The following is a 23085-nucleotide window of genomic DNA, read 5'->3' as shown; positions in this document are numbered from 1 at the left end:
CTTCGAGAGATCAGGACTCATTTCGGATTCACCACACCCCGCGCGTCGGCCAATTGCTGCAATTGCTTGGCGGTCAACTGCCTCGATATTCCGCGCGAGTAGTAGCGCTCCAGGTAGAACTGCCCGACCATCAGCACGCTGGTGATGACCAGATACCAGGTGGCGGTGACCATGAGCAGCGGAATCGGCTGGAAGTTCACGCCGTAGATATCGCGGGCACGGCCGAACAGGTCCGTACTCAACGGAATCGCGGTCACCAGCGATGTGGTCTTGAGCATGCCGATGAATTCGTTGCCGGTCGGCGGGATGATGACCCGCATCGCCTGCGGCAACACCGTGCGGCGCATGGTCTGCGTCCATGACATGCCGAGCGCGGTCGACGCCTCGCGCTGCCCCTCACCGACGGAATTGATTCCGGCGCGCACGATCTCGGCCATGTACGCGGCCTCGTTCAGGCCGAGCCCGAGGACGGCGAAGGCGAAGGCCGCCTGCAACCCCTGCACGTCGAGATGGAAGAACTGCGGGCCGAACGGGATGCCGAGGGCGATCTGCCGGTACAGGGAGGGCACCAGGCCCCAGAACACCAACTGGACGTAGACCGGCGTACCGCGGAAGATCCACAGGTACACCCACGCGGTCGAGCGCAGCACCGGATTCGGCGAGAGCCGCATCACCGACAGGATCGTTCCGAGTACGACGGCGATGGCCATGGCGATCACCGTCAGCTCGAGGGTGACGACCACGCCCGCGAGGATCCTGGTGTCGAACAGATACTTGCCGTAGGTGTTCCACTGGTAGGCCTCGTTGGTGGCGGCGCCGTAGAGGAACAGTCCCAGCAGCACGAGGACGACGGCGGCGGCGATCCAGCGGCCGGGGTGGCGCAGCGGAACCGCTCTGATCGGTTCCGGTTCGCCCCCGGCCGCACCGCGTCCGGGTTCGCCGGACGCGGTGCCGGGCACGGAATCCGACATCGGTCAGCTCTCGGCGCCGTTGATGACCGATTCGGTGATCGCGCCCTCCTGCACACCCCAGTTCTCGGTAATGGTCTTGTACTGGCCGTTCTTGATCAGATGGTTGAGAGCCGACTGGAGCGCCTTCGCCAGCGGCGAATTCTTCGGAACGGCCCAGCCGTAGGGGGCGGAGTCGAACACCGAACCCGCGGCCTCGATCTTGCCGTCGCTCTTCTTGATCGCGTACGCCGTCACCGGGGAATCGGCGGACATCGCGTCGACCTGCCCGAGCACCAGCGCGTTGGTCGCGGCGCTCTGCTCGTCGAACGGTTTGATATCGATCGCGGGCTTACCCGCGGCGACGCAGGCGTCGCTCTTGGCAGGCACCTCTTCGGTGTGCTCGATGGTGGTGGCCTGCACGGCGACCTTCTTGCCGCAGGCGTTGTCCGGGTCGACCGGCTTGCCGATCTGCTGCGCCCACTGGACGCCCGCCTTGAAGTAGTCGGTGAAATCGACCTGCTGCTGACGTTCCTTGGTATCGGTGATCGACGACATGCCGACGTCGTAGGTGCCCGCCTGGATCGCCGGAATGATCTTCTCGAACGCGGATTCGACGTATTCGACCTTCACACCGAGGACGGAGCCGACGGCGTCCAGCAGGTCGACGTCGAATCCGACGATCTTGCCGTCTGCGTCCTTGTACTCGTTGGGCTGATACGGGACATTCACACCGACGACGAGTTTGCCGGACTGCGTGATCTTCTCGGGAAGTGTCGCCGCGATCGCGTCGACCTTGTCCACCGACACCTTCGGAACGGCCGGGCCGGATTCCTCGGTGTTGTTGCTACAGCCCGTCAGTATCAGCGCACCACCCGCCACGACGCATACGGCCCGTAGGGCGCTCCTGCCAAGAACCGTTCGAACAGACACAGCAGCCCTCCACATTTCGGATAAGGGAAACCCGGGTGTCACCACCCGTTTCCGGAAATGTAGGCGACCGAATCGCTTCGCGCTGGACACTGGGCCCACAGCGTCACGAACTCGTTGCATGTCGTCGCGCGGCCGAAACTCCGCACCCGTGCCGCGCAACCCCGAACCTCACAGCCTGACCAGCGCGTTTGTGATATTCGATGCGCGGACCGGGGTCCGTGGCGAGCGGTGCGCCCCCTGAACGAGTTTTCCGGATGGTAACCGGACCGGTCTTCGGTATCGGCTGCCGACGACGATCGGACGCGGCGCGCCGAAGCGGTTATCGGACAGGAAACGCCGCGCGATCCCGAAGATGAGCACGTATCGACGGCTCACGGGACAAAATGCTTCCGATGGTCACACGGCCCGAATCCGATCCCGCCGAGCAGCTGGACTGCTTGGTGGAATTGACGTGGCCCGCGAGCAGGCATCTGTGGTGGCGGGCGCGCCACAGCGGGACCGGTGCGCAGATCGCGGCGGCATTGGACGAACTCGCGGTGCGCGTCGGCATCGACCCGCTGGCCCGCACGCTGCTGCTGCTCGAACGGGCGGGTATCGGGTACAGCCTCGCGGTATGGGCGCAGGCGTGCGTCATCGAACACCGCGCCGATACCGTCGACCTGGCGGACCTGCCCGCCGCGTTGCGCGCGCACGCCGATTCGATTCGCGCCCGCGTGCACTGACGGCCCGGCGCTCGACGGTCGCGAGTTCGCCCTCGCGGTCGGTGCGCGTGTCGCTGTCGGACAGTTCGACCGTGTCTCCCGGCCCGATCACCGAGGTGTTCGCCTCGAGGATCGGGGTTTCGATCGGCGGGTAACCGGCCGGGGCGCTGGGGCGTGGCTTCCGAGGCAGGTGGGGTAGGTGGCGATACATGATCGTCACCGTCAGCCGAGGATCACCCGAACGGATTTCCTCGTACACGAGCGCGGACCCGCCTGCCGACCGTTCACGGAAGGACCGAGGTGACAGCTCCGGTGTCGTCGATTGTCGGCGGCACGTCGCCGGGGCCGGGTGGGCGCTCCCGGGGGATCCGGAAAATGGCGATGCTCACCTACGGCAAGCCGGGTGAGCATCTCGGGAGATAGTAGCCCGACGCGGTTTCGGGCAGTAGCGAATTTCCGAAAACCGGAGACGCCGATACTTCCGGCGGAAGCGCTGTCGCGCCGGGCCGTCTCGCTCGTTCCGAACAGCGATACCCGGCTCCGGCCCGGCCTCTGGTCCGGGTTCGATTCACCGGATGCATCGAAATTGCATCGAATAATGGGTTACCGTGGATGGTGTAGCGCCGGGATGCGCCGGCGCGCACACCGAATCCGCATGATCGAGTTCCCGCGATCGCCGTGGGCGAGCGGTCCGCATCGGCCGATCCGTCGACCGGCGGGGTCGCGGGCAGGAGTTGCGATGAATACTTCCCTCACCCGCCGAGGAGCGGCCGCGTTATTCGCCGCCGTCCCCACGGTGATCGGACTGTGTCTACTCGGTACCGCGACCGCGAACGCGGAGACCGCGGCATGTCCGGCCCCCGGCACGAGCGCCACCGCGACAGACGCCGACGGAGCCAGCTGTTCGGCCACCAGCGCGGGCGGCGCCGCGGCCGCGTACGGATTGGGCGGGGATGCCTCGGCCGACGCGGGCCCGACGAGCCTGTCACTGGCTATCGCCCAGAACGGCGGCGTCGCGACATCGACGTCGACGATGCTGTCCGGCCCCGCCGCGATCGCGCTCGGCCCCGGCGCGACGGTGACGACGGCCGGCGTACGGCCGGGACTCGCCATCGGTATCGCGGGACCGGGCGCGACGGTGACGGTCCCCGGCACAGCGGCACCGACCTGCACCGGCGGTGTGGGATTCGCCGGAGATTTCCAAACCTTGCAGGGCTGCCTGTCGGTCAGGTAAGTACCGAAAGTCTCTGGTGACGTCGTTATTTCACGCACCTGATGCGTCAGCGACCGACGCGTCGAGCGCTGGGACGTCGAGCACCGACGCACCGACGCACCGACGCACCGACGCACCGACGCATGCCTACCTGAAACCTGGCGGTCGCGGACGCCTGACGCCGCACTCCCTCCTCGGTGACCGACGAACCGGATGATCGGTTCGTCGGCCGAGCGGGAACTCGACGTGCGCGGAAGCCGGTAACCGATCGAGCGCCAGCGGCCCACCTCGACTCGGGCCTGGCTCAGACTCGCCCTAGGCTCGGCCCTGGCTCAGCTCTGCCCGGTGGCATCACCCCGGCCCCGGCAGTGCCTCGGCCCAACGACAACACGGCAGCCCGACCCGGCTACGACACGACAGCCCTGTCCAACGACAACACGGCAGCCGACCAGGCGACGACGCGGCGGTCCGGCCCGGCGATAACGCGGCAGCCCGACCTGATGACAACGCGGCAGCCCAGCCCGGCGACAACGCGGCAGCCCGACCTGATGACGACACGGCAGCCCGACCTGATGACGACACGGCAGCCCGACCGGGCGACGACACGGCAGCCCAGCCCAGCCCGGCCCGGGTTGCGACACGGCCCCGGTCTGGTCGCGGACAGCCCGTTGCGGACAACCCGTCCGCAACGCGACACCGGCCGCGGCACGGCCCAGGTGTACTGACCACAGAGGTCGGTCGCGGCGTGTCCGGCCGCGTAGCGAAGACCTCCGAGTGAAGTGCGAGCTGTCCAGCAACGCATTTACTCTCGGAGGTCTGCATGTCCCATCGTGGTGCCCCGGTCTCGGAACCGGGCACCAGCACGACCCGGCGGACCAGCGGCGAGAACTTCTCCCAGGACGGTGGGGAGGTACGTGGACCGGCTGCTGCTCGAAGAAGCGCGCATGACCCGATGTGTACGCATCGGTCCAGCAGCGCCGAAGGTCACCTTCGAGGCCGCGTGGGCCGACTGTTCAGAATCCGTCCCGCAGGTGCGGGCGTGTCCCCGACCGCGGGAGCGCCCAATGCCTCATATGACGCAATTTCGATGCACACCCCGGGAGTGACCACGTCCCGCCCTGCGGCGGAACGACTACTGGACGGGCGGCATCACCGGCGTGTTGTCGGTATACCCCTGGACCGCGCCGACGACGGCGCCCGCCGCAGCGCCGACGAGCATGAACGGCGCCGCGACCATGCCGTATCCGATGGCGGCGCCGACCGGTGTCAGCACGAACCATCCGGCGGGCGCGAACACGGTGCCCGCGACGAAACCGGAGACGGCACCGATGACCGCGCCCGGCGCGGCGATCGGGCTGGCCAATGTCGAACCGACCGACGCGCCGATAGCCGCCGAACCGAGGACGTTCGCGGCGATGCGGTCCGAGCGGCCGGGATCGAAACCGGCCGAATCGAGCACCTGGGCCAGGCCCGCCTCGGCGCCCGCCGCGGCGTCGTTGACCTGATCGATGGGCTCGGCGGGAATCCAGTCCGGCACGCCGACCTGCATGGTCCCGATGCGGACCTGGCCTTCCGGCGCTTCGATCGGAGCGACGGGGGGCGCCATGGCGAAGATGTCCGGGACGCGCAGCTGGCCGGGGTCGACGTGGACCATCTCGAACGCGGACGGACCCTGCCGTTTGTGGGTGAGGTCGTTGCGCGCGGTCTGCGCGTCGAGCACCTGTTCGGCGATCGCGGTGTACGCGCCGTCCGGGGCGGAGGCCGATTCGTCACCGGATGTCAGGTACGAGGTGCCCGCGCCCGGTCCCTCGATCGGCGCGGCCGTCGCCACGGAGTGCGCGAGCACCGGCGCCACGCCGGCGAACGCCACGACCGCCGCACGAGCGGCCAATGTCCGGCGGGCCGCCGTGTCACGATTTCCCTGCATTACTCAACCTCTCTGATACATCGAAAAAATGGATCTGGTGGGTCGATATCCGTGCATCCTCACCCCGTGCCACTCCGAACCGCCCTGCGCGGCACTGCGAAACGCTTCGGAATTCGGTAGCAAACCACCGGCTCCGACGAGGTAGGTCGATCGAACGCTGAAAGTGCGAGGGCGAATCGCCGTTGCCACCCGATATCAGCGCGATCATGCTACCGACAGAGAGGGTTGGCGGACAGACTAATTCGCCGGTTGGAGATAATAGTTCTGCGCCCATTTGCTCGAACCAGCGGGAGCGTTGAGCGTGTTGAGCAACTCTACCGCCGACACCACCATAACCGGACCACCGACGGCGATCGTTCCGAGTATTCCACCGAGTCCCGCTCCCGCCGCCGCGCCTGCCAGGCATCCGAATCCGAACAGCGGCATGCCGAAGACACATCCGACGACGAGTCCGGCCGCACTGCCGACCATCGCGCCGATCGCGGTGGCGAGACCGAACCGGGTCGAGAACTCGTTCAACGCGGCGTTGTCCTCGAGCGGAGAAGCGACGGCTTCGACAACGGGCGTGGTGGAAGGCTTCGGCGCGCCGGCGACCAACCGCAATTCGGTTCCGTTCGCACCGAGCGCGGGTTCGGCCGTCACCTCCCTGTCCCCCATCGTGAACCGGGTCGGCACGCGGACGACCGGCGCGCCGCCGCGATCGAGCACCGTGAAGGTGCGGTGGTCGTCGTCGATGACGAAGGTCCCGCCCGTAAGTGTGGTTTTCACAACGTGATCCGACGAAGTGATCTTGTATTCGATGTCACGGTCGACGGATTCGTCCGCGTGCGCGGTCACCGGTACGACCGCAGCGACCACAGCGCAAGCGACCGACGCGATACGCGAGATTTCGATCACGAAGTATCCTTCTCGATTTCGTGGTTGCGGCCCGAGACATCGGGCCGACGCAGTCCACGGCCGGGTCCGGCCGCTCCGAGCGACGACAAAACCACAGCAGATATCGAGTGAACGGCTCGTCGGGGAGAAATAGGTGATCGGCCCGAGCAAACGTCGGGAAACGCGGATACTCACGTACCGAAAGTTGGCTTACCCCAAGTTATACGGCCGATCGGAAATCGGCGATACGACGCGAATCGGTATTCGAACCCCCTGCTACCTCGTGCGATGTCCGGCTACGACACGTCGGTCAGGCGGGCCGTGTGCCGGAGCGTCGGCAGGTCGGCGTCGCCCGGCCGGATCCGCTCGGCCAGATCGGCGAGCATGGACAACGACGGTGAAGACAGGTCGATGGCCGCGAGCAGCAGTCGCCGCAGCGGGTAGTGCGAGACGGTCGCGACGGCACTGACATCGGTGCGCCGCTCCCCCCGGCGAATTCCGGTCCGGAGCCAGTGCGCGTCGGCGTCGAAGAATTCGGCGAGCGCCTCGACAAGTTCGGGCCGTGGATGACGACGGTGCCCGCGACGCAGCATCGACACATAGGACGCGGAGGTCACCTGCCCCTTGTGCGCCAGCGCTTCGACCAGCGAACGGTATTGGAGCGGGCGGCCGTTCCCCGACTCCCACGCGGTGATCAGCCCGTCGAGACGGGCGGCGAATTCGGCGTCCCCCTGCGACGTGGCGCGCTCGCGCGCCTGCGGGGCGTACATGGGCGGCAGATCGGCCCAGGCTACCTGTTCACTTCTCATGCCGTACCTCCGTGAAGTTGCGGGGAACACCTCCGCGATATCGCCTCGCGGGATCGGTCGTCGCCGAGGCGGACGGGAGGAGGTTCCCGTTTTCGTATGCACGATCGCTCTGACTCTTCGACAGGGGCGCCGCACCGTTACACAGCGGCCACCACGACCACGGCTCGCGGTTGCCGATGGATCGCACACGAAGGTGTGATCGCACGCATCGCCGTATCCGTCGGTCATAGCCGTGGACTCTAGCGAGCAGATCCGTGCAGATCACGGATTTACCGGATTGATATCAATCAAATTTTTCGGCACACTGCTTCCGGTAGCCGAGGCTTTGCGTCATGCCAACCGGTCGGTTATCAGCAACCGTTTCCGCGGATTTGCGAGGGCGCGCTCGAATCAGCCCTCGGGTCCACGCCGACCGGACCGAACAGACTCGAATCCCGAAAATCGCGACTCGCACAAGGCGATTGCTCGCTGCGCTCCCCCATTCGCTCCCCGGGCGTAACACCGCGCCCCACCTCGATCGACGTCTTGACGAGCACTCGTTCCACGATCACCGCCGACATTCGAGAGGACCGGCACACCGAATGCGATACCGACGGAATCCGAGCACAGCCGCGTTCCGGTGCCGGGATCAGCGGCACCGCTCGCACATGGCGTACCTTCAACGCTGCACCACGGGATTCGATCGACACTCGGAACTGTTGTCCGAGGAGATGTCACCGACAGGCCGGTAGGCGTATCGGCCGAGTGCGGGTCACCTGAGCAATCCGTGACCGTGAGCCACGCGAACTACCCCCGAACACAGATAGACCGCTCCGATTTCCGAAGTCATGTCTCTGTACACGTCAGGAGTATTCATGCAGGGCACGGTGAAATGGTTCGACGAGACCAAGCATTTCGGCTTCATCGCCGCCGCGGACGGCAGCGCCGATCTGCTCGTCGAGAGCAAGGACATCCCCGACGAGTTCCGTCATCTGATCGAGGAGGGTTGCCCCGTCGATTTCCGGGTCGTCGTCGGCATGAAGGGCCCGCAGGCGCAACAGGTCCAGCCGAGCGGCGTGCGATTCCAGTCGACACCCGCACCGCTGGTCACCGATACCGACGAAGCCGCGGCAGCGCAGGCGCGGTGCGCGTGAGCGTGCGCCCGTGCGCACCGGTGTGCCGGATCCGGTGACACTCCCGGGAACGGCTGGTCTCGATGTGGCGACCGGCCCCGCACCGGATTCCGAACCCGTCGATCGACGACTGGCGCTCATCGAGCAGAAGTTGATCGAGCAGTGGGAAGCGGCGCCGTTTCCCCGGCTCGCGGAAACCCCCGCCGACAAGGGTGTCGGCGACCACACCGCGGACGACCCGTACTGGCGGTTCCTGCGCGTGATGCCGCGCGCGGGTGTCGAACCGGGCGATCGCTGGGCCGTCGCGTTCAGCGATTCCGTGCGCGATCTGCTGGTACGCACCTACGCGTCGTCGATACCCTCCCCCGCCGACATCTCCTGGATCCGCGAAGTATCGGAGGGACGCGATCTGCTCGAGATCGGCGCGGGCAGCGGCTACTGGGCGTGGCAACTGCGTCAGGCCGGGGCCGATGTGATCGCGGTGGACAACAAATCCGCGACGTGGGACCACATGTGGACCGACGTCGCGTTCGGCAATACCGCCGACGCCTGCCTGCACGCCGAGCGCGCACTGCTGCTCGTCCACCCGCCGCGCGAATCGGCCATGGCCCAGACCGCGCTGGACTTCTACGACGGCGATCTGCTGATCTACGCCGGGGACGAGACCACCGCCGCCTCCCGAGGCTTCCATGCCACCCTCACGCGGGAATGGACCGAGATCAGCGTCGCTCCCCACCATCCGACCTATGTCGGCATTCCCTGTCGACTGCGGGCGTTCCGACGCCGCTGACCGGGGTCAACCGGCCTTGTTCGCCGCGTTCTCGTCGATCAGGTCGTGCAGCTCCGCGAGACTCCACGGCGGGGATTCCGCGTGGTCGCGGTAGCCGAGCACGGCGGTCTCGGGGCGCTTGAATCGCCCGATGAAACCGCCCGCCCCGATGAAGATCCTGCCGGTGACATCGGCCGCCTTCTGCGAGGCCAGATAGAGGTAGAGCTGCGCGACGTGTTCGGCGGGCGGAGCATCGAGCGCGCCGCCCATCGCGACCTCGTCGAGAATGCCCCGGCGATACAGGTCCAGGATTCGCGCCTCGTAGGCGAGTCCGGACGACAGACGGGTCTTCGCGCCGGGACACACGATATTGGCCCGGATGCCGTACTCGCGTAGTTCGGCGGCCATCGCCAGCGTCAGGCTGGTCACCGCGCCCTTGCCCGCCGCGTACCCGGTGCCGCCGTAGTCGCCGAGATAGGCGAAGGAACTCGTGTTGATGATCGATCCTCGGCCCTGCTCGACCATGCGCGGCGCGACGGCGCGGCAGGTGTTGAACACCGTCGTCAGATGCGAATCGAGCAGCGCGCGCCATTCCCAGGGTTTGACGGTGAGTATCGAGGAGGCGGGCGGTTCGGCCGCTCCCGCGCAATTGACCAGGATGTCGACGGCGCCGAAGGTGGCGGCGCAGGTGCTCACCAGTTTGTCCGCGACGATCTCGTCGGCCGCCGAGCCCGCGACACCGACGACGCGGTTGCCCGACATGCGGATCGCGTTGGCCGCGCGTTCGACTGCGGCCTCGTTACGTCCGTTGACGACCACCCCCGCGCCCTGTTTGGCCAGTGCGGCGGCGACGGCGAACCCGATGCCGCTACTGCCGCCGACCACCACTGCCCCGCGCCCCCACAGCACACCTTGACCAGTCATTCGATCGTTCCACTCGATTCGCACGGCAGCGTTCGGACAGGGAGTGCACACGGCGTTCACCGACGATCCCGATATGAACACTGTTCCAGACAGTTGTCCAGACACTATCGCTCCGACGAGTTCGTGTCAGCCGTATCCCTGGCCCGAAAACAATTTGTCGGATCCCGCTCGACTGTCGATCGGACAGGATCTCCCGGCCCGATCACCGAGTCAGAAACCCGAATCGACACCGGCGAAGAGAATCTCGAAGACCAGCGGGGTCTTCGGACTGTTCACCGTCGGCGGCACGTACGGGGCGCCCTGATTCGTATCGGTGACCAGGTAGTCGGAATGACTTCCGCGCACCGGATCCACGACACCGTCGCAGTGCGGACCACCGGTCGCGTTCACCTTGGGCAGGTCGTTCGGGTACTTGTACGGCGGCGCGGGGAACATGAAATTGGTGTTGAACGCGGCACCCGGTTGCAGGCCGCCGACGAAACCCTCGGCTTCCGGCATGACCTGCGCGATGCCGACGATGACACAGGTGAGCACCGGCGAGTAGGCGTTCAGCAGGGCGGCGGTCGGGCGCAGCAGATCCAGCGCCGTGCCGAGGGCCCGCTCGTTCTGCGCGAGGACGCTCCCGCCGGTGTCGGCCAATCCGATCAGATCGAGCAACAGCGCGTCCAGTCGCTGCTGATTCTCGGCCACGGTGGCGCTGCTATATGTCGCGTTGTCGACCGTGCGCAGCAGATCGGTCGCGGCGTCGGCGTAGAGATCGCCGACCTGCGCGGTCGCGGCCAGATCCCGTCGCAACGCGGGCAGGCTCGGGTTGATCTCGCGCAGGACCGAATCCGCTCTGGTCAGCAGTTCGCCGAGGGTGTCGCCCCGCCCTTCGAGCGCGGTGCCGAGTGCGGCGAGCGTGGCGTTGAGCCGACCGGGTTCCACCTGGGCGAGGACCGCCGACAATCGCTCGAACAGGGTGTTCCACTCCACCGTCACGGATTCGGCCCGCACGAGCGCACCCGGTCGCAGCGACGCCGTCGACGGCGCGGGCGGCGCGACGAAATTGACATACTTCGCGCCGAACACGGTGGTGGAACGAATCTCGACCAGCGCGTTGGCCGGGACCCTGCGCAACGCGTCGGGATCGATCGCCAGTCGCAGCGCGACCCGATCGGCCCGATAGTCGATCGAGGCGACCCGGCCGATCTCGACACCGCGCATCCGCACCTTCGCGTCCGGGTCGAGTACGAGGCCGCTGCGCGGCGCCTCGACCGTCACCGCGACCGTCGAGGTGAAACCGCCCGCGAAGGAGACCATCGCCAGTACCGCCACGGTGACGATGGTGAGGATCATCGCCGCTCCGGCGAGTTTGAGCCGTAGCGCCGACCACAGCCATCCCGCCCACCCCTGCCGAGGTGGTGTCGACGGACGCGGACGCTCGACCTGCGCGTCGGACGCGATGTGCTGGCGTGAATTCACTACTCACCTCTTGGAGAACGACGCGCGACGGACTGTTTCGCGCACGCCTTCGGTTCGTTGGGGGACCATCGATCCGTAGCGGGATCTCCCACCGGGTCCCTTGCCCGCGCCCAGCCAGCCATAGTACTGTCCAGACACGTGTCCATCATATGTATGGACAGTAATCTTGGGGAAGGAATCCAATGACTCTGCTGAAACCTAAGCGGGTGTCCGGAGGCGAGCACGAACACGGCCACCTCGAGGAATTTCGGGTCGACCCCATCGCCCTGATGCGTCGCGTCCGCGAGGAATGCGGCGACGTCGGATCCTTCGAACTCGCCGGTCGCCACGTGATCATGCTGTCCGGCGCGGAAGCCAACGAATTCTTCTTCCGGGCCGGCGACGAGGATATGGACCAGGGCGCGGCCTACCCCTTCATGAAACCCATCTTCGGTGAGGGCGTCATCTTCGACGCACCACCGGAGCGTCGCAAGGAAATGCTGCACAACCAGGCACTACGCGCCGAACACATGCGCGGGCACGCCGCGACCATCGCCCGCGAGGTCGACCAGATGCTGGCGGGCTGGGACGACGAGGGCGAGATCGATCTGCTCGACTTCTTCGCCGAACTCACCATCTACACCTCCTCGGCGTGCCTGATCGGCACCAAGTTCCGCAACGAACTCGACGACCGGTTCGCGCACCTCTACCACGATCTGGAGCGCGGCACCGACGCACTCGCCTACGTCGACGCGTACGCGCCGATCGAGAGTTTCCGCCGTCGCGACCAGGCGCGCGTGGAACTGGTCGCGCTGGTCCAGGGCATCATGGACGCCCGCAAGGCCGCGCCGCCCGCGACCAAGGCCGACCGCGACATGCTCGACGTGCTGGTGTCGGTGCCCGACGAGGACGGCAATCCGCGTTTCAGCGCCAGTGAGATCACCGGCATCTTCATCTCCATGATGTTCGCCGGGCATCACACCACCTCCGGCACCGCGGCGTGGTCGATCATCGAACTGCTGCGCCATCCCGAGGTGCTGGCGTCGGTGGTCACCGAACTCGACGAGCTCTACGCCGACGGCTCCGAGGTGAGCTTCAACGCGCTGCGCCAGATCCCGCAGCTGGAGGCGGTGCTGAAGGAGACATTGCGCCTGCATCCGCCGCTGATCATCCTGATGCGCATCGCCCAAGGCGAATTCGACGTCTGCGGGCATCGGATCGCACCCGGTGACATGGTGGCGGCCACCCCCGCGATCTCCAACCGGCTGCCCGAGGACTTCCCCGACCCCGACCGCTTCGATCCGGGGCGCTACATCGACCCGAACCAGGCCGATCTGATCAACCGGTGGACCTGGATTCCGTTCGGCGCGGGCCGCCATCGGTGCGTCGGCGCGGCCTTCGCACTCATGCAGCTCAAGGCGATCTTCTCGATTCTGTTGCGGGACTGGGAGTTCGAGATGACCCAGCCCTCGGAGAGCTACCGCAACGATCACAGCAAGATGGTGGTGCAGTTGCAGAAGCCGTGCACGGTCCGTTACCGCCGCCGACGGCGCGCCGAGGAAGACTGACCGGTGGGCGACCGCGCATCGCGGTCAGCGCCGACAGCGGGTCGCCCCCGAGAGTTCTCGGAGGGCGACCCGCTCGGGCGACGACTCAGAACAGCACCACCGAACGCAGCACGTCACCGTGGTGCATCCGGGTGAAGGCGTTCTCGACCTCGGCGAGGCCGATGGTCTCGGTGACGAAAGCGTCCAGCGGCAGTCGGCCCTGGAGGTACAGGTCGATGAGCATCGGAAAATCCCGCGACGGCAGGCAGTCGCCGTACCACGACGATTTCAACGCGCCGCCGCGCTCGAACAGGTGCAACAGCGGCAGTTCCAGCGACATCTCCGGCGTCGGCACCCCGACCAGAACCACCGTGCCCGCGAGATCGCGCGCGTAGAAGGACTGGGTGTAGGTTTCTGGCCTGCCCACCGCGTCGATCACGACATCGGCGCCGAAACCGTCGGTCAGTTCCTGGATGGCGGCCACCACGTCACCCGAGCCCGCGTGCACGGTATCGGTCGCGCCGAGTCCCTTGGCGGTCACCAGTTTTCGCTCGTCGAGGTCGACGGCGATGATCTTCGCCGCACCCGCGAGCGACGCGCCGAGAACCGCGGCCGCGCCGACACCGCCGCAGCCGATGACGGCCACCGAATCGCCACGCGAGACATTGCCGGTATTGAGCGCCGCGCCCAGCCCGGCCATCACACCGCAGCCGAGCAGACCCGCGACCTGCGGCGGAGCCGCCGGGTCGACCTTGGTGCACTGCCCGGCGGCCACCAGTGTCTTCTCGGCGAACGCTCCGATGCCCAGCGCGGGACTCAACGGCGTGCCGTCGGCGAGTGTCATCACGCCGGTGGCGTTGGCCGTATCGAAGCAGTACCACGGGCGACCGCGTTTGCAGGCCCGGCATTGCCCGCAGACCGCGCGCCAGTTGAGGATCACGTAATCGCCCGGGGCCACCTCGGTGACGCCGGGACCGACCGCGGACACGATTCCGGCCGCCTCGTGACCGAGCAGATACGGGTAGTCCGTGCCTATCCCGCCCTCGCGGTAGTGCAGGTCGGTGTGGCAGACCCCGCACGCCTCGACGTCGACGACAGCCTCACCCGGCCCAGGATCCGGTACCAGAATCGTTTCGACGGAGACGGGTTCGCCCTTTCCTCGGGCTACCACTGCGCGCACTTCGTAGGTCATGTAGAGCCTTTCGTCTCGACGGCGGATCGGGCGGGGTCGCGCCGGGAGCGGTGCAACCCGGCAGCGGCACGCCCGGCCACCGGCGGCAGATCGAGATAGGTACGCAAGCCGGGTTCGGCCGCGACGACGTAGGGAATCGCGTTGACGCAATGCATCGCGGTGGCGACGATGCCGGGGTTGATCGCGGTCGAATCGGACACGTGCCCGTGCATTCCGGTGAAGGTCGTCGTCGATCCGGGATCGCCGACGATCTCGATCTCGTAGCGCTGACCCGCCGGGCCGAAACGCCAGGGCGGATCGAGATGTTCCTCCCCCATGAACCAGTTCACCGCGGCGGTGATCACCGGAGTTCCGTCGACGGTGCCCTGCCAGCGATAGCGCTGGGCCGCGACGTGACCGGGCGCTATCTCCCCGATCGGCGAGTCGATCGGTGCGGTGGCGACGGCGATGTCGTGCGTGACGGTCAGATCCGGATCGAGATCGAACCCGAGTTCGTCGGCGATCATCCAGACCGATTGGCTGTAGCCGCCCGCGAGCATCTGGACCATCGGACTCGCCGCGGCCTTGTCGGGCGTGGCGCCGAACAGCATCCAGTCCCGCACCACCTCGGGCGCGGCGTAGGTGCGGATATCGGAGAACTCCTCGGCGCGCACCGCCGTCACCGAGCCGGACAGCGCCGAGATCACCAACGGCAGCCGCTCGGTGATGCCGCCCGGATGAATTCCGGTGCCGTGCAGCGTGACTCCGGCTTCACGACAGAGCGCGTCGTAGCGTTCGCGTTCGCCGCGGCGCGGATAGAACCAGCCGAGCGGGGTGACCACGTTCTTGCCGGAGGACAGGATGGCGCGCAATACCGCCGGATCGGCCATGAACGGGCTGTACAGCACGCAGTCGGCGTCGAGGGCGAGCACCGCGTCGATATCGGTACCGGCCCGGACCCCGATCGGTGACCGGCCGATCAGTTCACCCAGATCGCGGCCGTCCTTGTGCGCGCTGTGCACCCACGCACCGACCAGTTCGAGGTCGGGGTGGTCGAGGACGGCGCCGATCGCGGCCTGCCCGAGGCCGCCGGTCGCCCATTGGATCACCCGTGCCATCAGTCCTCCCGGTGATCGGGCGGGCGGGCGGCCACGTGGTTCCTGGCCCATCCGTAGTCGGGTTTGCCGCTCGGTGAGCGCACGATGGTTTCGGTGACCCAGATCTGTTTCGGCACTTTGTATCCGGCCAGATAGCGTCGCACGTGCGCGAGCACGGCCGCGAATTCGACGGGTTCGGTCCCGACCGTCGAGACCACCGCGGCGACCTGCTGTCCCCACCGGTCGTGCGCGACGCCGACGACCACCGCGTCGTAGATCGCGTCGTGTGATTTCACGACGCCCTCCACCTCTTCGACGAACACCTTCTCGCCGCCGGTGTTGATCACCATATTGCCGCGACCGAGCAGGGTGATCGAGCCGTCGAGTTCGGAGCGGGCCCGATCGTCGGTCACCACGACGCGCGCGCCGTCGACGGTCTTGAACAGGCGGTCGGTCTTGACCGGGTCCTTGTAGTAGCCGATGGGTACCGCGCCCTTCTTGGCCAGCCAGCCCTCGGCACCCGGCGCGACGGGTACGCCGTCGGCGTCGACCACTACGGCGCCGCGACCGGTCTGCACGCGCGGCCCGCGCGCGGGATCGTCGTCCTTCTGGGCGAATCCGATTCCGCCGAAACCGGTTTCGGACGAACCGATGGAATCGGAGATCACCGAGGAGGGGAACTGTTCGAGCAGCGCGTTCTTCACCGGCTGCGACAGCAGCGCCGCGCCGGAGGCGATCGCGAGCACCGAGGAGGCGTCGACCGGCTCCGCCGCGTAGCTGTCGAGCAACGGACGGGCCATCGCGTCGCCGGTGATCACCAGAACGTGCGCCCGATGGGTCGCCACCGCCTTCCAGACCGCTCCCGGCTCGAACCGCGGCGACAGGATCACCGCGTTGCCCGACCACAACGCCGCGAAGGTCGGCATCATGGCCGCGGCGTGGATCAGCGGCGGCAGGACGAACCAGGTACTCGGGTCACCCTGCGCACCGGTGCGCGACTGCTGGTATTCGTCGGCGACGGGTTCACCGGAGTAGAAATCGATACCGCCGCCGAGGACCCGCCACATGTCCTCCTGACGCCACATCACGCCCTTGGGCATTCCGGTGGTGCCGCCGGTGTACATCATGAAGAGGTCGTCGCCGCTGCGGTCGATCACCGGACGTGCGGGCGACCCCGTCGCGATGACGGTCTCGTAATGCGCGACACCGGATTCCGCGCCGGGGACGTCCGCGCCGGAATCGTCGTCGACCTGGATCACGTAGCGCAGCAGTGGCGCCGCCGACCGCGCCTGCCCGACCGCCTCGCGGTAGCGGGCGTGATGGACGAGCACCGCGATATCGGAGTTCTCGTACAGGTACGACAATTCCGCCGCGCCGTAGCGGTAGTTGACGTTGATCGGGACCGCCGCGAGTTTGAAGCAGGCGATCAGGGTTTCGATGGTCTCGACGCTGTTGTGCATCTGGAATCCGACGTGGGTGCCGTTGCCGACTCCCGTGCTCGCCAGGTGGTGTGCCAGCCGGTTGGCCCTGGCGTCCAGATCCGCGAAGGTGATCCGCTGATCCTCGTGGATCAGCGCGATCCGCTCGGGCATCGCGTCGACGGCGTGTTCGAACAGATCGGCGAAATTCTCGGCCATATCACTTCATCTCCGGTCACACGACCGTCAGGGGCAGCGGGATACCACGATCGGTGAAGGCGAAATCGGCCCCGGTGCTGAACCGGGTGATCGCCACCTCCGACGCCTCGCGGAAGGTTTCGTCGCCGAGGGTGATCTCGACGGTGAAACCGTCCGGTGACGCCGAGAGGACCCGCGGCGTGAATCGCGGGTTCACGCCGCGCACCATCGCCTCCAGCGGCCCGGGGTGGTCCGGGGTGAGCATGGCGGGCCAGGTGCCGTCACGCTGGGCGCCGGTGTCGTTCGGCACATGCAGTTGCACCGCACCCGGCGTATCGGTGATCTCGATTCCCGTGTAGGACAGCGGATTCAACGCCGGATGCAGGCGCAGCACCTGGACCAGCGCCGCGATGTCGTCACCGAGACGCAGGCTGTTGCGGATGCGTTCGGAGGCCAGTCCCGCGATGCCGGTGAACTGCTTGCGGCCGATCTCGGCGGCGGCATCCGCGTCGGCACGCGAGCGGACGGCGATCATGAACCCGAGCGTGAGCAGGTGCTGCTGCAAGCAGACCTCTTCGGCCATGCGCACCAGGGCGGACTGCGAGAAATCCGGGAAACGCAGATCGCTCAGCAGCGGGCCCGAGTAATCGGACATGCCCTCCGACGCGGGGTCGATGGCAGGCAACTCCACCCCGGCCGCGACCGACCCGGCGACCAGTTCCGAGTTGGGCGGAATCGGCGGCGGCACATGCGAATCGGAGATGATGACGGTCCACGCGCAGACCGGACGCCGATCGGCGGGCCGACGCGGCGGCCGGTGGATCGGGCGGACCTGCGCGTGCGGGTTGGTGGCGAGCGCGGTGGCGTCGAAGGTCGGGTCCTCGATGTCGTGACACATCGAGACGACGAACTCCTCGCCCATCGGTTCCACATCGGCGAGCGCGCCGCAGTGATCGAGCCAGAATTCGCCGTGATCGTGGTCGTCGACGCGGTAGCGGAAATCCATGAACTGCGGCGGGGCGCCGATATCGAGCTGGAGCCCCTTGAAGATGGTTTCCACACTGTCGCCGGTGAATTTCAGCGCCCGCTGCATGCGGCGGGTGTAGACGGGGCTGGCCGTCTGCCATTCCTCGATCGCGATCCGGGCCATCCCCTCGCGACCGAACGCGCCGATCGAATGCGCCATGCCGGAGCGGTCGATGAGATGTCCGCACAGCAGCAGTTCGGGCACGAGAATCGCCAGGTCGGCCCGGGACAGGCCCTGGTATCTGCTGGTCGGTACGTTGTTCACCACAGCGCGACCGGCGCTTCACCGATGCGGTACCAGCCCGGCAGCCGCTTGGTCGACACCGAGCGCTCGATGCGCTTGTGCATCCCCGGTGACAGCGCGTTCGCCGTGATCATCTCCATGAACAGGGCGGAGACGTTGCCGAAGTCGAAGAAGTCGCGCTGCCACGACCACTGGAAATCGCCGCCGTAGCGGAACCAGCTGCCGCCGATCCCGTCGACGGTGTAATTGCGCCCGTCGGGCCGCTTCGCGTCGGCGACCTGCTTCCACAGGCCGATCACGTTGCCGCTGCGCTCGTCGACGACGAAATCCTGGTACGGGTAGGTCCAGCCCTCCAGTCCGTCCATTTCCTGACCGAGGGCGATATCGCGGATCTCGTCGCGGCCGACGGCCATGAATTCCTGGGTGGGACCGTAGTTCCAGCCGTAGGTGGCGTCGACGGTGTACATCTGCGCCAGCGGCTTCCAGTCACCTTTCTCCTCGCAGCGCTGATTCTCGGTGATCCAGCGCTGGATCATCTCGTCGAGTTCCGCGCGGTCGAAATCGGGCATCAGTCGGTACCTTTCGGGGTGGAGACGTCGCCGTCGTCGGCGAGTGCGAGAGCTTGGGTGGGGCAGTAGCGGACGGCGTTCCCGACATCGACGCTCAGCTCGGAACCCGGTGTGGCGTCGAGGATTTCGACGTGGCCGCGCTTGGGTACGGCGAAGACGGTCGGGGCTTCGGCTTGGCAGACCGCGTGCCCCTGGCACAGATCGATGTCCACGGAGATCTTCACGACGGCGTCCCCACCGCTTCGGCGGGCGCGGTCGGTGTGACACGTTCGCGCAGCGGAGCTTCCGGCTGGACCTCGACCAGGGCCATGTGCACGCCGCGCGGTGCGCCGACCACGGCGACGACAGCGGCCGCCATATCCGCGGCCCGCAGCAGATAGGGATGGCGCGCGAAACCCCAGTGCACCCAGTCCTCGAGCAGGGGGCCGACGACTCCGGCGTCGGCCTGCATGCCCATGCCGGTCTGGGTGGGGCCCGGACGCACCAGTGAGGCGCGTATTCCGGTGCCCTCCAACTCCATCCGCAATTGCAGGCCCATGGACTCGACGGCCGCCTTGGACGCACTGTAGGCGCCGGTGCGCGGACGCGGTGTCGGGGCACAGTCCGAACTGATCAGCACGACGTCACCGCGCCTGCGCTCGAGCATGCCCGGCAGCACGCGGTGCGTCATCCGGTGCGCGCCGACCAGGTGCACCTGCACCTGGTCCAGGAATCGGTCGGGATCCATCGCCTCGATCAACGAGAATTCGATATCGCCCGCGCCGGAGACCAAGATCTCGGTGGGTCCGTTCGCCGCTTCGGCGGCGGTGACGAACGCGTCGACGGATTCGCCGCTGGTGACGTCGAGCCGGTGCGCGAACGCCTGGCCGCCGTCGGCCCTGATCCCCTCGGCGATCTGTTCGCAGACTTCCACTCGGCGCGCGCCGAGTGCGACGGGATGGCCGAGCGCGGCCAGCGCGACGGCGGTCGCGGCGCCGATGCCGGAGGACGCTCCCGCGACGAGGACCGGTCTGCGCGTGGGATGGGGTTCGAAACGTGGCATTACCCGGCCTCCATGGTGTAGCGATCCTCGTGACAGAGGTGGTCGTGCGGGTCGAAACTCGACGGCTCCGAGGAGTCGGCTGTCATCGCGCGCACCCCGATTCGGATAACACGTTCCCTACCGTGGACGTCGCGGAGAAACGCCCTAGAGACACGTAGCTGGACATGTGTCTGGACGGTACCACCGACCATGATCCAGGACAACGGGGATCAGTGGCGAATTTCCACAACCCGTCCGAAACCATCATGGAACAGGCACGGTCCTCCCGGACGGGAATTCACCGCGCCGCCCATGCCGATACGCTGCGTAACAAGAACATGTTCTTGCATACCTCTAAGCGTCCGGACTATATTCCGTACACCTGTCCAGACACTGTGGGAGTAGTTCATGAGCCTTCTGACCGCCGATAGTTCACAGCTCCTCATCGGAGGTGAGCTGCGGCCAGGGGGCGGCGGCACCTTCGAGACAGTGAATCCGGCCACCGAGGAAGTCCTCGGCCAGGCCCCCGACGCCGACAGCGCCGACCTCGACGCGGCCATCGGCGCCGCCCGCACCGCGTTCGACGACACCGACTGGTCGCGTGACCACGCCTTCCGCGCCCACTGCCTGCGCCAACTGCGGACCGCGTTGCAGGCCGATGCCGAGGCCTTGCGCGAGATCACCATCGCCGAGGTCGGCGCGCCGCTCATGCTGACGCGCGGCCCCCAGCTCGAAGGTCCGGTCGACGATCTGGAATACGCCGCCGGACTCGCCGAGAGCTACGCGTGGGAAACCGATCTCGGCACCGCGTCGCCGATGGGCATCAAGAGTTCGCGGGTGCTGCGACGCGAGGCCATCGGCGTCGTCGGCGCGATCACGCCGTGGAATTTCCCGCACCAGATCAACTTCGCCAAACTCGGCCCCGCCCTGGCCGCGGGCAATACCGTCGTCCTGAAACCCGCACCCGACACCCCGTGGTGCGCGACCTCGGTCGGCGCGATCATCGCCGAGCACACCGATATCCCGCCCGGCGTGGTCAACATCATCACCTCCTCGGCCCACGAGATCGGCAGCGCGCTGACCAGCGACCCCCGGGTCGACATGATCAGCTTCACCGGCTCGACCGCCACCGGCCGCGCGGTCATGACCAACGCCGCCGCCACGCTCAAGAAGACCTTCCTCGAACTGGGCGGCAAATCCGCGTTCGTCATTCTCGACGACGCCGATATCGCGGCCGCCGCGGGATTCGCCGCCTTCTCGGTCTGCGTGCACGCCGGACAGGGATGCGCGCTCACCACCCGCCTACTGGTCCCCAGGGCCGCCTACGAACAGGCCATCGAGGCCGCGGCCGCGACCATGGGCGGCATCCGGCCGGGCGACCCCACCAAACCGGGCACCATCTGCGGACCCCTCATCTCCTCGGCCCAGCGCGCCCGCGTGGAGCACTACCTGTCGCTGGCCCGCGCCGAAGGCGGACGCATCGTGGTCGGCGGCGGGCGCCCCGCCGGACTCGACCGCGGCTTCTTCATCGAGCCCACCCTCATCGCCGATCTCGACAACGGCGCCACCGCCGCGCGCGAGGAGATCTTCGGGCCCGTGCTGGTCGTCATCCCGCACGATGGCGACGACGACGCCATCCGCATCGCCAACGACTCCCCCTACGGGCTGTCCGGTTCGGTGTGGGGTACCGATCCCGCGCGGATCGACCACGTGACCAGCCGCATCCGCACCGGAACCCTCGGCGTCAACGGCGGCATCTGGTATTCGGCCGACGCGCCGTTCGGCGGCTACAAACAGTCCGGCAACGGGCGTGAGATGGGCGTCGCCGGTTTCGAGGAGTACCTCGAAACCAAACTCATCGCCACCGCCGGATGATCGGGCCGATCGCTACCGCCGGATGATCCCCGGCCATCGCCACAGCCGGGTAGTCGGCGCATCGCCGGGGTTCGTCCCGGTACGACCCATTCGTTCGCATCACCGATCAGCAGGAGCTGGTACATGTCTCGTTTCACCGGAAAATCCGTCATAGTCACCGGCGCGGCCCAGGGCATCGGGGCCGCCTACGCCGCTGCGCTGGCCGCCGAGGGCGCCAAGGTCGTCGTCGCGGATCTCAACGCCGAAGTCGGCACGGCCACCGCGGAGAAGATCGTCGCCTCGGGCGGCACCGCGGTCTTCGCCCGGGTCGATGTCTCCGATCCCGAATCCGCGGTCGCGCTCGCCGAATTCACCGTCGCCGAATTCGGCGGCATCGACCTTCTGGTCAACAACGCGGCCATCTACGGGGAGATGAAACTCGATCTCCTGCTCACCGTGCCGTGGGACTACTACAAGAAGTTCATGAGCGTGAACATGGACGGCGCGCTGAACGTGACCCGCGCGGTCTGGCCGCATATGCGCAAGAAGGGCGGGTCGATCGTGAACCAGTCCTCCACCGCCGCCTGGCTGTACTCGGGCTTCTACGGACTGGCCAAGGTGGGCGTCAACGGGCTCACCCAGCAGCTGGCCACCGAACTCGGCGGCAACAACATCCGGGTCAACGCCATCGCGCCGGGCCCCATCGACACCGACGCCACCAAGAACGTCACCCCGGGATCCATCGTCGAGGACATGGTCAAACGCCTGCCGCTCAAACGCATGGGCACACCGGACGACCTGATCGGCGCCTGCCTGTTCCTGCTGTCCGACGACGCGGGCTGGGTCACCGGCCAGATCTTCAATATCGACGGCGGACAGATCTTCCGCTCATGACCGATAACACGCCCCCAGAGATCTCCGAGGTCCGCAAGCGCGGACTCGCCAAGATGTCCCAGGTCTACGGCTGGGAATTCCGGGACGGGCCCGGCGAGCATTTCGCGGTCACCGCCGATCATCTCTTCGCCGACATCTGGTCGCGTCCCGCGCTGTCGGTGCGTGACCGTCGCCTGCTGCTGCTCGGCGCGCTCGCCGCGCAGGGACTGTTCGATGTCGCCGATATCCAGGTGGGCGCGGCCTACCGCAACGGCGAACTCGACGAGACGCAATTGCGCGAGGCCGCCCTGTTCCTGTGCCACTACGTCGGCTGGCCGCAGGGCACCGCGCTCGACGGTGTCGTCGGCTCGGTCGTCGGCAAGGAGAAGAAGAAGGTGCGCACCGGCGATCGG

The 23085-nt window shown here is 67.2% G+C and carries 22 protein-coding genes and 1 pseudogene; 9 read left to right on the top strand and 14 right to left on the bottom strand.

The window, feature by feature from the left end; all coding sequences use genetic code 11:
• Positions 1-17: 17 nt before the first annotated feature.
• Together DAT37_RS38425 and DAT37_RS38420 are read right to left on the bottom strand one after the other, a co-directional pair.
• Positions 18-971: an amino acid ABC transporter permease gene (locus tag DAT37_RS38425; protein ID WP_109529859.1), complete on the bottom strand. Its 954-nt coding sequence runs from the start codon at positions 969-971 to the stop codon at positions 18-20.
• A 3-nt stretch (positions 972-974) separates the two neighbouring features.
• Positions 975-1895, bottom strand: a complete 921-nt coding sequence (locus DAT37_RS38420) for an ABC transporter substrate-binding protein (protein ID WP_109529858.1) — start codon at positions 1893-1895, stop codon at positions 975-977.
• 377 nt (positions 1896-2272) lie between these two features.
• On the opposite strand from DAT37_RS38420, the gene DAT37_RS38410 reads away from it, so the two are divergent.
• The 3 genes from DAT37_RS38410 to DAT37_RS44520 all read left to right on the top strand — a co-directional run bounded on the left by DAT37_RS38410 (position 2273) and on the right by DAT37_RS44520 (position 4519).
• Entirely contained in the window at positions 2273-2602 is a 330-nt protein-coding gene (locus tag DAT37_RS38410; protein WP_157978895.1) for a hypothetical protein, read from the top strand.
• A 718-nt stretch (positions 2603-3320) separates the two neighbouring features.
• Positions 3321-3815 carry a DUF6764 family protein gene (locus tag DAT37_RS38405; RefSeq protein WP_109529855.1) on the top strand — a complete coding sequence of 165 codons (495 nt, stop codon included), beginning with the start codon at positions 3321-3323 and terminating at the stop codon, positions 3813-3815.
• A 527-nt stretch (positions 3816-4342) separates the two neighbouring features.
• Complete coding sequence (locus tag DAT37_RS44520) at positions 4343-4519, top strand: hypothetical protein (protein WP_157978894.1); 177 nt, start codon at positions 4343-4345, stop codon at positions 4517-4519.
• Between the two features lie 407 nt (positions 4520-4926).
• Here the strand turns inward: DAT37_RS44520 and DAT37_RS38400 are convergent, their stop codons facing one another.
• From DAT37_RS38400 to DAT37_RS38390, 3 genes are all read right to left on the bottom strand, one after another.
• The gene (locus tag DAT37_RS38400) at positions 4927-5721 is read right to left on the bottom strand and encodes a hypothetical protein (RefSeq protein ID WP_109529854.1); all 795 of its coding nucleotides are present in this window, start codon (positions 5719-5721) and stop codon (positions 4927-4929) included.
• Positions 5722-5958: 237 nt separating this feature from the next.
• Positions 5959-6618, bottom strand: coding sequence for a hypothetical protein (locus tag DAT37_RS38395; protein WP_109529853.1), 660 nt, complete (start codon positions 6616-6618; stop codon positions 5959-5961).
• 275 nt (positions 6619-6893) lie between these two features.
• On the bottom strand, positions 6894-7406 hold the full coding sequence (locus DAT37_RS38390; protein ID WP_157978893.1) for a hypothetical protein: 513 nt from the start codon (positions 7404-7406) through the stop codon (positions 6894-6896).
• An 854-nt stretch (positions 7407-8260) separates the two neighbouring features.
• Here DAT37_RS38390 and DAT37_RS38385 point away from each other — a divergent pair.
• On the top strand, positions 8261-8539 hold the full coding sequence (locus tag DAT37_RS38385) for a cold-shock protein (protein ID WP_198654648.1): 279 nt from the start codon (positions 8261-8263) through the stop codon (positions 8537-8539).
• A gap of 10 nt (positions 8540-8549) precedes the next feature.
• Positions 8550-9308: a methyltransferase domain-containing protein gene (locus DAT37_RS38380; protein WP_157978892.1), complete on the top strand. Its 759-nt coding sequence runs from the start codon at positions 8550-8552 to the stop codon at positions 9306-9308.
• Positions 9309-9314: 6 nt separating this feature from the next.
• Here DAT37_RS38380 and DAT37_RS38375 read toward each other — a convergent pair whose 3' ends face one another.
• Together DAT37_RS38375 and DAT37_RS38370 are read right to left on the bottom strand one after the other, a co-directional pair.
• On the bottom strand, positions 9315-10211 hold the full coding sequence (locus DAT37_RS38375) for an SDR family NAD(P)-dependent oxidoreductase (protein WP_109529948.1): 897 nt from the start codon (positions 10209-10211) through the stop codon (positions 9315-9317).
• 210 nt (positions 10212-10421) lie between these two features.
• Positions 10422-11549: an MCE family protein gene (locus tag DAT37_RS38370; RefSeq protein WP_109529947.1), complete on the bottom strand. Its 1128-nt coding sequence runs from the start codon at positions 11547-11549 to the stop codon at positions 10422-10424.
• A gap of 308 nt (positions 11550-11857) precedes the next feature.
• On the opposite strand from DAT37_RS38370, the gene DAT37_RS38365 reads away from it, so the two are divergent.
• The gene (locus DAT37_RS38365; protein WP_109529849.1) at positions 11858-13222 is read left to right on the top strand and encodes a cytochrome P450; all 1365 of its coding nucleotides are present in this window, start codon (positions 11858-11860) and stop codon (positions 13220-13222) included.
• Positions 13223-13307: 85 nt separating this feature from the next.
• Here the strand turns inward: DAT37_RS38365 and DAT37_RS38360 are convergent, their stop codons facing one another.
• Genes DAT37_RS38360 through DAT37_RS38330 form a run of 7 tightly spaced genes read right to left on the bottom strand, consistent with a single transcriptional unit; the run spans position 13308 to position 19966 of the window.
• Entirely contained in the window at positions 13308-14393 is a 1086-nt protein-coding gene (locus DAT37_RS38360; protein WP_109529848.1) for an S-(hydroxymethyl)mycothiol dehydrogenase, read from the bottom strand.
• Complete coding sequence (locus DAT37_RS38355; protein WP_109529847.1) at positions 14390-15490, bottom strand: NAD(P)H-dependent amine dehydrogenase family protein; 1101 nt, start codon at positions 15488-15490, stop codon at positions 14390-14392. The genes DAT37_RS38360 and DAT37_RS38355 overlap by 4 nt, the downstream gene beginning before the upstream one ends.
• Entirely contained in the window at positions 15490-17106 is a 1617-nt protein-coding gene (locus DAT37_RS38350) for an acyl-CoA synthetase (RefSeq protein WP_109529846.1), read from the bottom strand. The genes DAT37_RS38355 and DAT37_RS38350 overlap by 1 nt, the downstream gene beginning before the upstream one ends.
• A 16-nt stretch (positions 17107-17122) precedes the next feature.
• Positions 17123-18379 (bottom strand): hypothetical protein, encoded by a 1257-nt coding sequence (locus DAT37_RS38345; protein ID WP_109529845.1) that lies wholly within the window; start codon positions 18377-18379, stop codon positions 17123-17125.
• Positions 18373-18924, bottom strand: a complete 552-nt coding sequence (locus tag DAT37_RS38340) for a Cif family virulence factor (protein ID WP_109529844.1) — start codon at positions 18922-18924, stop codon at positions 18373-18375. The genes DAT37_RS38345 and DAT37_RS38340 overlap by 7 nt, the downstream gene beginning before the upstream one ends.
• Positions 18924-19148: a ferredoxin gene (locus DAT37_RS38335; RefSeq protein ID WP_109529843.1), complete on the bottom strand. Its 225-nt coding sequence runs from the start codon at positions 19146-19148 to the stop codon at positions 18924-18926. Before DAT37_RS38335 ends, DAT37_RS38340 begins: the two co-directional genes overlap by 1 nt.
• Positions 19145-19966, bottom strand: coding sequence for an SDR family oxidoreductase (locus DAT37_RS38330; RefSeq protein WP_109529842.1), 822 nt, complete (start codon positions 19964-19966; stop codon positions 19145-19147). Before DAT37_RS38330 ends, DAT37_RS38335 begins: the two co-directional genes overlap by 4 nt.
• A 387-nt stretch (positions 19967-20353) precedes the next feature.
• Here DAT37_RS38330 and DAT37_RS38320 point away from each other — a divergent pair, with 387 nt between their 5' ends.
• The 3 genes and pseudogenes from DAT37_RS38320 to DAT37_RS45880 all read left to right on the top strand — a co-directional run.
• A complete protein-coding gene (locus DAT37_RS38320) occupies positions 20354-21820 on the top strand; it encodes an aldehyde dehydrogenase (RefSeq protein ID WP_109529840.1) in 1467 nt (488 codons plus the stop codon).
• 123 nt (positions 21821-21943) lie between these two features.
• Positions 21944-22693, top strand: a complete 750-nt coding sequence (locus DAT37_RS38315) for an SDR family oxidoreductase (protein WP_109529839.1) — start codon at positions 21944-21946, stop codon at positions 22691-22693.
• A pseudogene (locus DAT37_RS45880) lies at positions 22690-23004 on the top strand (carboxymuconolactone decarboxylase family protein); the annotation flags it as partial. The gene DAT37_RS38315 and the pseudogene DAT37_RS45880, both read left to right, overlap by 4 nt.
• Between the last annotated feature and the right edge of the window lie 81 nt (positions 23005-23085).

Source organism: Nocardia aurea, assembly GCF_003123685.1.
GTDB lineage: Bacteria > Actinomycetota > Actinomycetes > Mycobacteriales > Mycobacteriaceae > Nocardia > Nocardia aurea.
Note: the sequence above shows the minus strand (reverse complement) of the source record. Positions and strands in the feature narration are given on the sequence as shown.